Genomic DNA, 12,907 nt, shown 5'->3' with positions numbered 1-12,907 from the left:
GGTCTTGCGCGGGAGCCGTGGCAGCCTGCGGCTTTCGATGCCGCCAAGCTGCCGGAGGGTCGGTTTGACACCTTGTGGTTGTCGGACGGGCTGGCCCGGCCAATGCGCACCGATTTGCTGAGCGCACTTCAGGCGCGCGGGCAGGTCACCGTGTGGCAATCCAACCTGCCGGTTCTGGCGCTGGGCCCGGCCGGGATCAAAGACGGGGCGCTGGTCGTTCCGGCCTTGGCCTCAGCGCCGCCCCCCAGCCCGCGCGAGGTTGCGGCCATCGGGCGTGACCCCGCCGGAGTCGAGCGCACGCTGGCTCATATGCCGATCGCGTTTGATGGAAAGACCGAGGCCGAGGTGCGTTTCGACCTGCCGCCCGAGCTGCGCAACCGGATCACCCGGCTTGCGATCACCGGCGTGCGCTCAGCCGGGGCCGTGAGCCTGACCGATGACGCGGTCAAACGGCGCAAAGTGGCGATCCTGTCGGGGACACGCGACCGCGAGGGGCTGCAGCTTCTCTCGCCCACCCATTACCTGCACGAGGCGCTGGCTCCGACCGCCGATCTGATCGACGGTACCTTATCCGATGTGATCAAGGCCGATCCCGACGTGATCATTCTGGCCGATATGGCCGATCTGCCCGAGCAGTCCGCGTTGCAGGACTGGGTTGATAAAGGCGGGCTGTTGATCCGCTTTGCCGGGCCGCGCATGGCCAATGCTGATCTGGCGCGCGACACGCTGTTGCCGGTGCGGCTGCGGGCGGGCGGACGCTCTATCGGTGGCACCATGAGCTGGGGCGCGCCACGCAAGATCGCGCCCTTCCCCGAGGACTCGCCCTTTGCCGGGCTGAGCATTCCCGATGATGTCACCGTCAAGGCGCAGGTGATGGCCGAGCCCTCCCCCGATCTGACCGATCATACGATTGCCTCGCTTGAGGATGGCACGCCTCTGGTCACGCGCGCACGGGTAGGCAAGGGCTCGGTGGTGCTGTTCCATGTCAGCGCGAATGCGGAATGGTCGAGCCTTCCGCTCTCGGTGCTGTTTCCGCAAATGTTGGAGCGGCTAGCGGTCTCTGCGCGCTCCAACGCGCCCGAGGTGGCCGATCTGGCGGGGCAGACATGGGTCGCGCAAAAGCTGCTCGACGGGTTTGGCCAGCTGCGCGATGCGGGCGATGTTGCGGGCGTGGCCGGGGCCGATTTGGCCAAGGCCGAGCCCGGCCCTGCAATCGGGCCCGGTGTCTATGCCGCGGATGATCGCTCGGTGGCGCTCAACGCCTTGCCGCGCGGGACGCAGCAGCTCACCCCGGCCCGTTGGCCTGCCTCCGTTCCGGTGGAGGGGGCGTTTGAGGCCCGCGAGATGCCGCTCAAGGGCTGGCTGCTGGGCGCGGGGCTGCTGGCGCTGCTCCTCGATATTCTGGCGACGCTGGCGCTCTCGGGCAAGCTGTGGGGGCCGCGCGCGGGGCGGGCAGGCGCTGCGCTGATCGCGGGGTTGGCGCTGTGGACCCTTGCGCCGCACCCGGCACAGGCGCAGATGAGCGTGGCGCGCGCAAGCGAGGCGGCCTCGAATGTCGTTCTGGCCGCGATGCCCACGGGCGATGCCGAGATCGACAAGATCTCGATGGAGGGGCTGACGGGGCTGTCCAACGTGCTGCGCCAGCGCACGACGGTCGAGCCCTCGGCACCGATGATGGTCGATCTGGCCAATGATGATCTCGCGGTCTACACGTTTATCTACTGGCCGATCACCGCTGATCAGCCCGCGCCGACCCCGCTCGAATATGCCAAGCTGAACCGCTATCTGCGCGGCGGCGGGATGATCCTCTTTGATACGCGCGATGCCGATATCGCGGGATTTGGCGAGGCGACACCGGCGGGCAAGCGGCTGCAAAGCTTGGCCGCCCCTCTCGATATTCCGCCGCTCGCGCCGATCCCGCCCGATCACGTGCTCACCCGGACCTTCTACCTGCTGCAGGATTTTCCGGGCCGCTATGACGGGACGATCTGGGTCGAGGCACCGCCCGCCGATGCCGAGCGCGCCGATGGCATGCCGTTCCGCAATCTCAATGATGGCGTGACGCCGGTGGTGATCGGCGGCAATGCCTGGGCCGAGGCCTGGGCGGTTGATGCCAATGGGCGCCCGCTATTTCCGGTGGGGCGCGGGCGCACCGGGGAGCGGCAGCGCGAGATTGCCAATCGCTTCGGGGTGAACCTGATCATGCATGTGCTGACCGGCAACTATAAATCCGATCAGGTCCATGTGCCTGCGCTGCTCGAAAGGCTAGGGCAATGAACGGTCTGTCGATCCTGTTTGCGCCCTTGCTACCTTGGCCCGTGATCTGGGCCGCAGGTGCTGTGGCGCTGGTGCTGTTGGCGCTTGCGCTGTGGCGGGGCCTGCGCGGCTGGGCGTTGCGCGGGTTGGCCGCTTTGGTGCTGCTTGTGGCCATCGCGCAACCCTCGCTGCAACGCGAGGAAAGCGCGGCCTTGTCCAATATCGTGCTGCTGATTGATGACCGTTCCGCCTCGCAAGAGCTGTCGGACCGCGCCGCGCAGACCGATCGCACCGTGGCCGGATTGCAGGCGCAGCTCGATGCGATGCCCAATGTCGAGACGCGCCGGGTGACCGTACGCGATGGGGCCGACAATGCGGGCACCGAGCTGGGGGCTGCGCTCTCCGAGGCGCTGGCCGCCGAGCCCCGCGCGCGCGTCGCAGGTGCGCTGGTGGTCACGGATGGGCAGGCGCATGACGCCCAGCTCGCGCCCGATCTGCCCGCGCCGTTGCAGGTATTGCTGACCGGCCATCGCGCCGATTGGGACCGGCGTCTGGTGATCCAGACCGCACCGGCCTTCGGGATCATCGGCGAGCAAAGCTCGATCCGGCTGAAGGTCGAGGATCAGGGCGATGTGCCCGCACGCATCGGCACGACGGCCAAGCTGACGATCTCGATCGACGGCAAGGACCCCAAGACCTATGACGTGAATGTCGGGCGCGATCTGGAACTGCCGCTCACGCTGGAGCATGGCGGGCAAAACGTGGTGCAGTTCACGCTCGCCCCGGTCGAGGGCGAGCTGACCCAGCGCAACAACGTGGCCACCGTGCAGATCAACGGGGTGCGCGACCGTTTGCGGGTGCTGCTGGTCTCGGGCGAGCCGCATGCGGGCGAGCGGACGTGGCGCAACCTGCTGAAATCCGACGCGGCGGTCGATCTGGTGCATTTCACCATCCTGCGCCCGCCCGAGAAACAGGATGGCGTGCCGGTCTCGGAACTGTCGCTGATCGCCTTTCCGACGCAAGAACTGTTCGTCGACAAGATCGATCAGTTCGATCTGATCATTTTCGACCGCTACGCCGCGCGCGGCATCCTGCCCTCAAGCTATTTCGAGAATATCAAGCAATATGTCGAACGGGGCGGTGCGATCCTCGTGGCGGCAGGGCCCGAATATGCCACCGTCGAGAGCCTCTATCAGACGCCGCTCGGCGCAATCATGCCGGCGCGTCCGACGGGGCGGGTGCTGAGCGAAAGCTTCCTGCCGCGTCCGACCGATCTGGGGCTGCGCCATCCGGTGACCGCCGGTCTGACCGGCGCTCCGCCGGTTGCCGAGAAATCGGCCGATGACGACAAGGCCCCACATTGGGGTCATTGGCTGCGGCAGGTCGAGCTGTCCGATCCCAAGGGCGAGGTCGTGATGTCAGGGGCCGAAGGAAAGCCGCTTCTGGTGCTCTCGCGCGAAGGCAAGGGGCGCGTGGCGCTGCTGGCCTCGGATCAGGCATGGCTCTGGGATCGCGGCTATGATGGCGGCGGTCCGCAGCTCGAATTGCTGCGCCGGATCGCGCATTGGGAGATGAAAGAGCCCGAGCTGGAAGAAGAGGCGCTGTTTGCCACGATCGATCCGGGCACTCTGGGCATGACCATCGTGCGCCGCTCGATGGCCAAGGATGTGCCGCCGGTCACGATCACGCTGCCCGATGGCACGACGCAGCAACTGCCGCTAAGCGAGACCGCGCCGGGGCGCTTCACCACGAAATGGACCGCGCCGGAGGCCGGGCTCTATCGGCTCAAGGATGGCGATCTGGAGCGCGTTGTCGCGATGGGCCCGGCAAGCCCGCGCGAGTTCGAGCACACGATCGCCAGCGCCGACCCGCTGGCCAAGGCAATCGCGGCTTCGAACGGGGCGGCGACCCGGATCGAGGATGGCGTTCCGCGGATCCGCGAAGTCTCGGCCGGGCGCAAAAGCGCAGGCGCGGGCTGGATCGGGATCACCCCGCGCAATGCGCGCACCACGACCGATATCCGCGTCCAACCGGTGCTCCCGGCCTGGGCGTGGTTGGTGCTCGCGGCGCTTCTGACGCTCAGCGCATGGCTGGTCGAGGGACGCGGCGCTCGCCGACGCTGATCGTACCTTCGAATTCGCTAAAATATCCCGGGGGAGACTGCCAAAACGCCCCGTTTTGACAGTCGGGGGCAGAGCCCCCGCCGCCCTCAGCCTCAGAGGATCTCCAGAACGGCCTCGGGCGGGCGACCGATGCGCGCGGCGCGCTCGGTGATCACAACGGGGCGCTCGATCAGCGCGGGCTCGGCTGCGAGCGTGGCAAGGATCGTGACCTCGGGGGCATCCTTGGGCAGGTCGGTGTCTTTCCAGCGGAGCATCGCCGCCGCAGGCGTGCCGAGCTTGCCCAGCACCTCCATCAACTCGTCAAGGCTGGGCGGGTCTTGGCGGTAGTCGCGGATCACCGGTTCCAGCCCATGCGCTTGCAACAGCGCCAGCGTCTGACGCGATTTCGAGCAGCGCGGATTGTGCCAGATCGTTACAGCCATGACGCGCGCCCGGTGCCGACAGCCTCCGAGACATTCGCAAAGCCATCGCGCTCCAGCAAAGCATCCAGCCCGGTGGCAATCCGGGAGGCCAGCGAGATCCCGGAAAACACCATCGCGGTGTAGAACTGCACGGCGCTCGCGCCCGCGCGGATCTTCTCATAGGCGTCCTCGGCCGAGCTGATCCCGCCGACGCCGATGATGGGCAGTCGCGCCTCGGTCAGCTGCGAGAGCTGGGCCAGAATGCGGGTCGATTTCTCAAAAAGCGGCGCGCCCGAGAGCCCGCCCTGCGCCGGTGCGGTCGGATCATGTAGCTTGTCGCGCGCCAGCGTCGTATTGGTCGCGATGATCGCATCAATCCCGCTCTCAAGCGCAACCTGAGCGATTTCGGCCAGCTCTGTCGCGTTCAGATCGGGCGCGATCTTGAGGAAAATCGGGATCTGGCGCGCCAGCCCGTCACGGGCCCCGATGACATTGGCCAGCAGGCTTGAGAGCGCGGCCTTGCCCTGAAGGTCGCGCAGCTTCTCGGTATTGGGCGACGAGACATTCACCGTCGCGAAATCAATATGCGGCCCGGCATGGCGCAGTACGGTTGCGAAATCGGCTGCGCGATCCGAGGCGTCCTTGTTGGCGCCAAGGTTCAGCCCCACCGGAATGCCCGCAGGCCGCTTGGCCAGACGCGCGGTGATCGGCTCCATGCCTTGGTTGTTGAACCCGAAGCGGTTGATCGCCGCACGGTCTTCGGTCAGGCGCCACAGGCGCGGGCGCGGATTGCCCTCTTGGGCGCGGGGCGTCGCGGCCCCCACCTCGATGAAGCCGAAACCGGCTTTCATCAGCGGCGCCACGGCTTCGGCGTTTTTGTCAAACCCGGCGGCCAGCCCGACGGGGTTGGGCAAGCTCAGCCCCGCCAGATCAGTCGTAAGCCTTGCGCTTTGCACGGGGCCGGGCGTTGGCACCAATCCGGCCCGCAGCGCCTTGATCGAAAGCCCATGCGCGGTTTCGGGGTCGAAGCGGTGCAGCACCGCCAGACCCGCACGCTCGAGAGACAGGCTCATATCAGTGCCTCGGGGAAGATGTGACCGGCAGCGCCCATTGGCAGCGCGTGATCCCAGACCACTTCAGAAATCTGGAGCGGACGATAGAGATGCGGGAACAGCTGGTCGCCGCGCGAGGGTTCCCATTTCAGCTCCGACCCCATCGCGTCGCTCTCAAATGCCACAAGCACGAGATCTCCGGCATCGGAGAAATGCTTCGCTGCCGTCTCGACCACCTGGGCTGCGGTCGAGAAGTGGATATAGCCATCGTTCAGGTCGATGGGTGCGCCCAGCGTATGGCCTGCCGCGCGAAACGCATCCCATTCGGGGCGCCGGAAAATCTTGTAAATCAACATGCGCAATCTCTTGGCTCAAAGCCGCGCCCCGGTCAAGCGGGGCTTGAGTTGCGCCCGCTTGCGGCTCATCGTGGCGCAATGTGTGGCCGCATTGCAAATACCCTGCCCAAAGACGCGATGGTGCGTCTGTTCGAGGCGACCCCCGGCAATGATCTGCCCGAGGGCGCGCGGCATAATCTCTGCCCGACCGAGCCGCTTGCCGTCTGCATCAGCACGGGCGGCGTGCGCCATCTGCAAGCGATGCGCTGGGGCTTTGTGCCGCATTGGTACAAAAGCCCGAGCGACGGCCCGCTTCTGATTAACGCGCGGGCCGAGACGGTTGCACAAAAGCCCGCCTTCCGTGCCGCCATCCGCACTCAGCGCTGCCTGATCCCGGCGGATGGGTTCTACGAATGGCATCGTGCGGGTGAGTCGCGGCTGCCGTGGTATATCTCGCGCAGGGACGGGGCGCCGATGGTCTTTGGCGGGGTGTGGCAGGACTGGGAGCAGGACGGCCTGCAGCTTCGGAGCTGCGCCATCGTGACGCTTGCGGCCGGGCCGGTGCTCGCGCCGATCCATCACCGCGAGCCGTTGATCCTTGAGCGCGCGGATTGGGCGAAATGGCTGGGGGAGGCGGGGCATGGGGCGGCGCGTTTGATGGTGCCGCGCCCCGAGTCGGTCTTGCAGGCATGGCGTGTGGGGCGGGCGGTCAATTCAAGCCGTGCCGAGGGCGAAACTTTGCGCGCGCCATTGATCGAAGCGGGTTGAAGCCGCGCGATCCGGGCGCTAAAAGGGCCACCAGCGCGGGCGTTGTGTAATGGTAAGACCCTAGCCTTCCAAGCTAGAGATACGGGTTCGATTCCCGTCGCCCGCTCCAAATCTCCCGATCCATCGCCAGAGAGACTGCCTTGGGGCCGCGCTGTGCGCTGCGCTCATATACCAGCGCCCGCACCTTGCCGCGCAGAGGGGACGGGCAAGGCACGGGCGCCGATCCGGGATTTTGGCGGGGAGCCTCGTCGCCCGGCGCGACGATCCATCTTGGTCACGCGGTTCGCGCAACCGGGATCACTTCGTCAGGATCAGCTTGCCCGCCTTGGTGATGCGCAGCGTGTAGACCTGCTCCTTGAGAACGATATGGGCAAGGTTGCCAGCGCCGGTCAGCGATTCGGCGTTATGGACGGGCAGCGCCGTGGTGAACTGTTCATTGATGCTCATTGCCGTGTTCCTTCGATCCGGTCGAGCGCAAGCTCGAGCGCGTTGGTATTGGGGCCCATCCCCGAGCAGATCGCCTCGACGATATCGCGCAGGCTCAGCGGCGGATCGGCGCGATGGTCGACCCGCACGTCCGGGCCGGGGGGAGATGGTTGGGACATTTCCGGACTCCTTGATGATGTCGGGCTGGTCGGAGATCGACTGGCTTATGCCTCTATATCCTGATCAAAATAATCAGGAATGTAAAGGTGATTCTTTCACTCAGGAAAGAAGGGAGGTGATCGGCGCTCGGGGCGCTATCTGGCCACGCTCAGAACCATTGGCCGGGTTCCATCAGCCCCAGATCCATAAGTTGCTGGCTCGACCACTCGAACCGCGCCGAATTCGTCCAGGTGAACCGCTCGATGTCAAAGGTTGAGCCGGGATTGAACTTCAGCGCCTTGGCGACCCGGAACGAGGCGATGGCGCAGGTCAGGTTGTGATGCCACGGGCAGGAATAGGTGTTGTATTCCTCGTCATTGAACGTGTGGTCGTCGCGCAGCTCCAAGCCCGGCTTGGCGCGAAACAGCCCGATCCGGTCGATCCTGCGGCGGCCGGGCGGGATATGTTCCTCAAAGCGCCAGCGCAGCCCGCCGAAGAAATCAAGCTGACGGTCCTTGGGGTGATTATGCTTGGCCGGATCAAGCCGCGCGAGTGCGTAATAGCCCGATTTGTCGAACAGCGCGCCGTCGCGATCCACGCCGCTGGGATGCTGGCCGAGATCCCCGGCGTAGAGGTCGATGACATAGCTGAGCATCGAAAAGCGCCGTTCCTCGGTGTGAAAGGACAGCAGCTCCCCAATTGAGCGGGTCTCGCAGAACGGGAAGAACAGATATTCCGCGTTGTAGCAGTAATAGGCCCAGACCTTGGCGGGCATCGCCTCGATCAGCGGGTTGAGCGCGCGGGTGGTGGCCGCCGGACGGTGCAGGTCGAAATCGATGCGGTGAAGCTGCACTGGCGCGTCGCCAACAATGTCATCGCTCAGCGTCATCGCCGCGGCGCCCAGAACCAGAAGGGTTGGAAAGCCAAGACCGATATGGTGGTGCACCGTGCTTTCCAATTCGGTGACGTCTTCGGCCAGAATGATCGCGATGGGCCCCTTGGCCAGCGCCGCGCGATGGCCGCTCAGGAACGCGTTGAGTGTCTTGTGTTTCATGCCTGTCCCATGCCCGTCCCCGCGGGTTTCGCTCAAGATCGGCCAAGCGGCCTGTGAATGCAAGCGTGCAAGCCCCCTCGACCCTTGCACCAAAGGCCCGCTTCGCGTTATCAGCGCGGCTTGATGAAGCGCGCGAGGGTGTCATGGCCGAGACGACCAAGAAGCTACATATCAAGACCTATGGCTGTCAGATGAACGTCTATGACAGCGAGCGCATGGCCGAGGCGATGGGCGCGCAGGGCTATGAGCTGACCGACGATGTCGGGCAGGCCGATATGGTGCTGCTCAACACCTGCCACATCCGCGAGAAAGCCGCTGAAAAGGTCTATTCCGATCTGGGCCGTCTGCGCCCCTTCAAAGAGGCCAAGCCGGATCTGAAGATCGGTGTGGCAGGCTGTGTGGCGCAGGCCGAGGGCGAAGAGATCCTGAACCGCTCGGATCTGGTGGATCTGGTGGTCGGTAGCCAGAGCTATCACAAGCTGCCCGAACTGGTGGCCCGCGCTCGCAATGGTGCGCGCCCCGTCGAGACCGAGTTTCCCGCCGAGGATAAGTTCGACCACCTGCCCGCGCGGCCGCGCTCGTCGCGTCCGACGGCGTTTTTGACGGTACAGGAGGGCTGTGACAAGTTCTGCGCCTTCTGCGTCGTGCCTTATACACGTGGGGCTGAAGTCTCGCGCCCGGCGGGCAAGATCCTTGATGAGGCGCGCGCGTTGGTCGAGAAGGGCGTGAAGGAAGTCACGCTGCTGGGGCAAAACGTCAACGCCTATCACGGGGCCGGGCCCTCGGATCAGGGCGGCGGGGATTGGGGGCTTGCGCGTCTCGCGCGGGCGCTGGCCAAGGTCGATGGGCTTGAGCGGATCCGCTACACCACCTCGCATCCCAATGACATGGAAGACGACCTGATCGCGGCCCATGGCGATGAGCCCAAGCTGATGCCCTATCTGCACCTGCCGGTGCAATCGGGCAGCGACCGCATTCTCAAGGCGATGAACCGCAAGCACACCGCCGAGTCCTATATCCGCCTGATTGAGCGGATCCGGGCCGCGCGCCCCGATCTCGTGCTCTCGGGCGATTTCATCGTGGGCTTCCCGGGTGAGACCGATCAGGATTTCGCCGATACGATGGCGCTGATCCGCGAGGTCAATTACGGGATGGCCTATTCGTTCAAATATTCCCCGCGCCCCGGCACGCCTGCGGTCGGGCGGGAGGGCGCGGTGCCTGCCGAGATCGCCGATGCCCGCTTACAGCAATTGCAAGCGTTGCTGACCGAACAGCAGCGTGCCTGCCAGAACGGCATGATCGGACGTGAGGTTTCGGTCTTGTTCGAGAAGAAGGGGCGGCTCGAGGGCCAATGGGTCGGGAAATCCGACTACCTTCAGGCGGTCCATGTGCGCGGCGATGCGCTGGCGCCGGGTGTGCTGGCACGGGTGCGGATCACCGGTGCCTCCACGAATTCACTGGCGGGCGAGCTGATCGGCTAAGCCCGCCAGTGGCGTTTGAGTGAGATCAGCGGCTGTGGCCGGGCGGGTTTTCTGCGATCATGTTCAGAAGGGCCGCCTTGATGCCATCGGGATTGTCGACGAGGCTTTCATCCTTGCACAGCGTCGTCGCGATCGCTTGCGCATTGGCGAAATCGTAGCCGAAATTCACCAGATCGTCGATGAAGGCACCTTGAGGATGATCCCAGATCGTCTCTTTCCACGGGCCGCGGTAGCAGTCGATATGGATGGGTTTGCTGACGACGGGCGCGTATGGATGCGCATGCTTCGTTCTCATGACATGCGAATGTGCATAGCCAAGATCATGCGCGGCGGCGGCGCCGGCGGTCAGAGTGCCAGCGAGAAAAATGGCGAGGGCGATGGTCTTCATCGGAATGTGGTCTCCTGATCGGGCAGCGAAAGTAGGTCATTGGCGAGAATGGCAGACGCAATTCTGCAAGACATTGCCCCATTCTTACCGAGAATTCGCCTTCTTAGTGAAGGATTCTCTGCGTTTGGGATGACTCTGCTGACAATCGCGGCGAATTCCACTCTATGTTTCGCCTTTCGGAACAATTTTTGAGGGTTGGTCTTTGCATCCCGCCATATCGTTCTCAGTCTTCCGGTGTAAGCGGATCAACCAAAGCCACCCAGAGTTGAAATAGGCTGGATTTCTCAATTTTTGCGCGATTGTGATTCGGGTCCGCCGCTGCATTTGGCTTGGTGTCAGGCAGCTGAGGCGCAGGCTTTGCCACTAGGCCGCGCAATCGCGGCCCTCGCGCATTGGTTTCGTGCCCGCAGAGCCGGGTCTGAGAGGTCGATTTGGGTGCTCAAACAGCAATTGCCTGAAATTTGTGCAAAGGGCCAATCTATGGTCTCTTGTGGGGTTTTTCGTTAAAGGAATGTGAAATCTTGATGCGGTGTCGCGGGATCGTGAAACCAGTACTTGCGTGAATCCTCGTGCGGGAGCACCATATGTCTACAAAACCAGCTTAGGGAGAGACTCTTTTTGGGCTTCAGCGCGATCACACCCCCGCCTCGCTCTCAGGATGCACATGAAACGCTTCTTGAGTTCCCAGACAACCGGCTTTTGATCGATCTTTGCGGTGAGTTTGACCGCAACCTCGCCCAGATAGAGCATAAGCTTCAGGTTCATATCCTGCGCCGTGGCAATCAGCTTGCGGTCGTGGGCGAGCCGGAGGCGCAGCTTCAGGCCGCAGCCGTCCTTCATCACCTCTATCAGCGTCTCGAGCAGGGTTTGCCGCTCGATGCCGAAGAGGTGGATGCTGCGCTGCGGATGGCGGATCTGGGCGGCACGGGCACCTCGATGGATGAGCAGCTCGAGATGTTCGAGGCTGGCAAATACGAGATCCGCACCCGCAAGAAACATGTCGAGCCGCGCACCGAGGCGCAGAAGGCCTACGTCAAGCATCTCTTCGAGAATGAGCTGGCCTTTGGCATCGGCCCGGCGGGCACCGGCAAGACCTATCTTGCCGTTGCGGTGGGCGTGACGATGCTGATCGGCGGCCATGTCGACAAGATCATCCTGTCGCGTCCAGCCGTGGAAGCGGGCGAGCGTCTGGGCTTTCTGCCCGGCGACATGAAGGACAAGGTCGACCCCTACATGCAGCCGCTCTACGACGCGCTCAACGACTTCCTGCCCGCCAAGCAGCTTGCCAAGCTGACCGAGGAGAAGCGGATCGAAATCGCACCGCTTGCCTTCATGCGCGGGCGCACGCTGAGCAACGCGTTTGTCGTGCTCGACGAGGCGCAGAACGCGACGACGATGCAGATGAAGATGTTCCTCACCCGTCTGGGGCAGGGCTCGCGCATGGTGATCACGGGCGATCGCAGCCAGATCGACCTGCCGCGCGGCATGCCGTCGGGGCTCAAGGATGCGGAGCGTATTCTGGACGGGGTGAAGGGCGTCTCGTTCAACTACTTCACGGCCAAGGATGTCGTGCGTCACCCGCTGGTTGCGCGCATCATCGAGGCCTATGACGCGGCAGAAGGCGCTGCCTGAGCAAACCGCCCGTCGACCATGATGACAGCCCGCGCCGATCTCCCGGCGCGGGCTTTTCCATTGGTGTCACTGCGGCTTTGGTTGCGCGGGCGGATGGCGGCCGCGCAGCCGTGCGGTGTAGTCGCGCAGCATCGCCACGCGGCGGGGCCGGAAGCTCTCTTCCAGCGGTGCGATGGCGCGAATCCGGGCGATGATGAACATCCGATAATCCGCGCGCAGGCAGCACCATGCCAGCAGCGCCTGTTCGCGCTCGAAATAGACCAGACCGAGGGGCCAGACCTTGCGCTGACTCTCGCGCCCGTCGCGGTCGGTATAGCTCAGCTCCAGAGCGCGCTCTGACCACGCCGCTTCACGGATTATCGACAGATCGATCTGCGCGGCTGGGCGCGGCGTCATCCGGTAGGAGGACAGCACCGCATGAGCCGCCTGATGGGCGCGATCCTCGGGCAGGGTGGCGGTGATCTTGGCCAAGGCCATTTCGCCCGCGCGGGCCAGTTCGTGATCGCCCAGATGGCGCAGCTCGGCCAGCCCGAGCACCAATGCTTCCAGTTCCAGCCGCGTGAGGTTTTGTGGCGGCAGGGCGGGATCTTCGGTCAGGCGGTAACCGTAGCCCGCCTCTCCGTCAATCAGGGCCCCACCCGCGCGCAATGCGTCGATATCGCGGTAGAGCGTGCGCTCTGACACCTCGGTCTCGCGCGCAAGCTGGGCCGCGGTCACCGGGTTGGGCAAGCGGCGCAAAGCGTCGAGCAGGCGAAAGAGGCGATCCGCGCGGGCCATGGTTTTGTCCTGACAGTTTCTGGCAGGAGTATTGTGCCAGAGTGCTCCTGACACA

At 64.5% G+C, this 12,907-nt stretch carries 13 protein-coding genes and 1 tRNA gene; 6 read left to right on the top strand and 8 right to left on the bottom strand.

What is annotated here, in order from left to right:
- Together DL1_RS06675 and DL1_RS06670 are read left to right on the top strand one after the other, a co-directional pair.
- Positions 1–2,277, top strand: a 2,277-nt coding sequence (locus tag DL1_RS06675) for a DUF4159 domain-containing protein (RefSeq protein ID WP_038064037.1), incomplete at its 5' end; no start/stop codon positions are given.
- The gene (locus DL1_RS06670; protein WP_038064036.1) at positions 2,274–4,379 is read left to right on the top strand and encodes a membrane protein; all 2,106 of its coding nucleotides are present in this window, start codon (positions 2,274–2,276) and stop codon (positions 4,377–4,379) included. The genes DL1_RS06675 and DL1_RS06670, both read left to right, overlap by 4 nt.
- Positions 4,380–4,471: 92 nt before the next feature.
- Here DL1_RS06670 and DL1_RS06665 read toward each other — a convergent pair whose 3' ends face one another.
- From DL1_RS06665 to DL1_RS06655, 3 genes are read right to left on the bottom strand one after another with little or no spacing between them, the layout of a single operon-like run.
- A complete protein-coding gene (locus DL1_RS06665) occupies positions 4,472–4,801 on the bottom strand; it encodes an arsenate reductase family protein (protein WP_038064035.1) in 330 nt (109 codons plus the stop codon).
- The gene (locus DL1_RS06660) at positions 4,792–5,853 is read right to left on the bottom strand and encodes a quinone-dependent dihydroorotate dehydrogenase (RefSeq protein ID WP_038064032.1); all 1,062 of its coding nucleotides are present in this window, start codon (positions 5,851–5,853) and stop codon (positions 4,792–4,794) included. Before DL1_RS06660 ends, DL1_RS06665 begins: the two co-directional genes overlap by 10 nt.
- Entirely contained in the window at positions 5,850–6,188 is a 339-nt protein-coding gene (locus DL1_RS06655) for a DUF952 domain-containing protein (protein WP_038064030.1), read from the bottom strand. The genes DL1_RS06660 and DL1_RS06655 overlap by 4 nt, the downstream gene beginning before the upstream one ends.
- A 78-nt stretch (positions 6,189–6,266) precedes the next feature.
- Here DL1_RS06655 and DL1_RS06650 point away from each other — a divergent pair, with 78 nt between their 5' ends.
- Both DL1_RS06650 and DL1_RS06645 read left to right on the top strand, forming a co-directional pair.
- A complete protein-coding gene (locus DL1_RS06650; protein WP_038064028.1) occupies positions 6,267–6,935 on the top strand; it encodes an SOS response-associated peptidase in 669 nt (222 codons plus the stop codon).
- Between the two features lie 35 nt (positions 6,936–6,970).
- A tRNA-Gly gene (locus tag DL1_RS06645) sits at positions 6,971–7,044 on the top strand.
- Between the two features lie 188 nt (positions 7,045–7,232).
- Here the strand turns inward: DL1_RS06645 and hemP are convergent.
- The 3 genes from hemP to DL1_RS06640 form a co-directional block, all read right to left on the bottom strand.
- Positions 7,233–7,382 carry a hemin uptake protein HemP gene (gene hemP, locus DL1_RS21170; RefSeq protein ID WP_074854849.1) on the bottom strand — a complete coding sequence of 50 codons (150 nt, stop codon included), beginning with the start codon at positions 7,380–7,382 and terminating at the stop codon, positions 7,233–7,235.
- Positions 7,379–7,540, bottom strand: coding sequence for a hypothetical protein (locus DL1_RS21515; protein WP_156022720.1), 162 nt, complete (start codon positions 7,538–7,540; stop codon positions 7,379–7,381). Before DL1_RS21515 ends, hemP begins: the two co-directional genes overlap by 4 nt.
- Positions 7,541–7,689: 149 nt before the next feature.
- Positions 7,690–8,574 (bottom strand): hypothetical protein, encoded by an 885-nt coding sequence (locus tag DL1_RS06640; protein WP_038064026.1) that lies wholly within the window; start codon positions 8,572–8,574, stop codon positions 7,690–7,692.
- A 143-nt stretch (positions 8,575–8,717) separates the two neighbouring features.
- On the opposite strand from DL1_RS06640, the gene miaB reads away from it, so the two are divergent.
- Entirely contained in the window at positions 8,718–10,055 is a 1,338-nt protein-coding gene (miaB, locus tag DL1_RS06635; RefSeq protein WP_038064024.1) for a tRNA (N6-isopentenyl adenosine(37)-C2)-methylthiotransferase MiaB, read from the top strand.
- A gap of 25 nt (positions 10,056–10,080) precedes the next feature.
- Here the strand turns inward: miaB and DL1_RS06630 are convergent, their stop codons facing one another.
- A complete protein-coding gene (locus DL1_RS06630; protein ID WP_038064022.1) occupies positions 10,081–10,443 on the bottom strand; it encodes a hypothetical protein in 363 nt (120 codons plus the stop codon).
- A gap of 618 nt (positions 10,444–11,061) precedes the next feature.
- Between DL1_RS06630 and DL1_RS06625 the strand changes: the two genes are divergently transcribed.
- Positions 11,062–12,075 (top strand): PhoH family protein, encoded by a 1,014-nt coding sequence (locus DL1_RS06625; RefSeq protein ID WP_051693376.1) that lies wholly within the window; start codon positions 11,062–11,064, stop codon positions 12,073–12,075.
- 66 nt (positions 12,076–12,141) lie between these two features.
- Here the strand turns inward: DL1_RS06625 and DL1_RS06620 are convergent, their stop codons facing one another.
- Positions 12,142–12,852: a helix-turn-helix transcriptional regulator gene (locus DL1_RS06620; protein ID WP_038064021.1), complete on the bottom strand. Its 711-nt coding sequence runs from the start codon at positions 12,850–12,852 to the stop codon at positions 12,142–12,144.
- Positions 12,853–12,907 lie beyond the last annotated feature (55 nt).

This window comes from Thioclava dalianensis (assembly GCF_000715505.1).
Classification (GTDB): Bacteria; Pseudomonadota; Alphaproteobacteria; order Rhodobacterales; family Rhodobacteraceae; genus Thioclava; species Thioclava dalianensis.
Note: the sequence above shows the minus strand (reverse complement) of the source record. Positions and strands in the feature narration are given on the sequence as shown.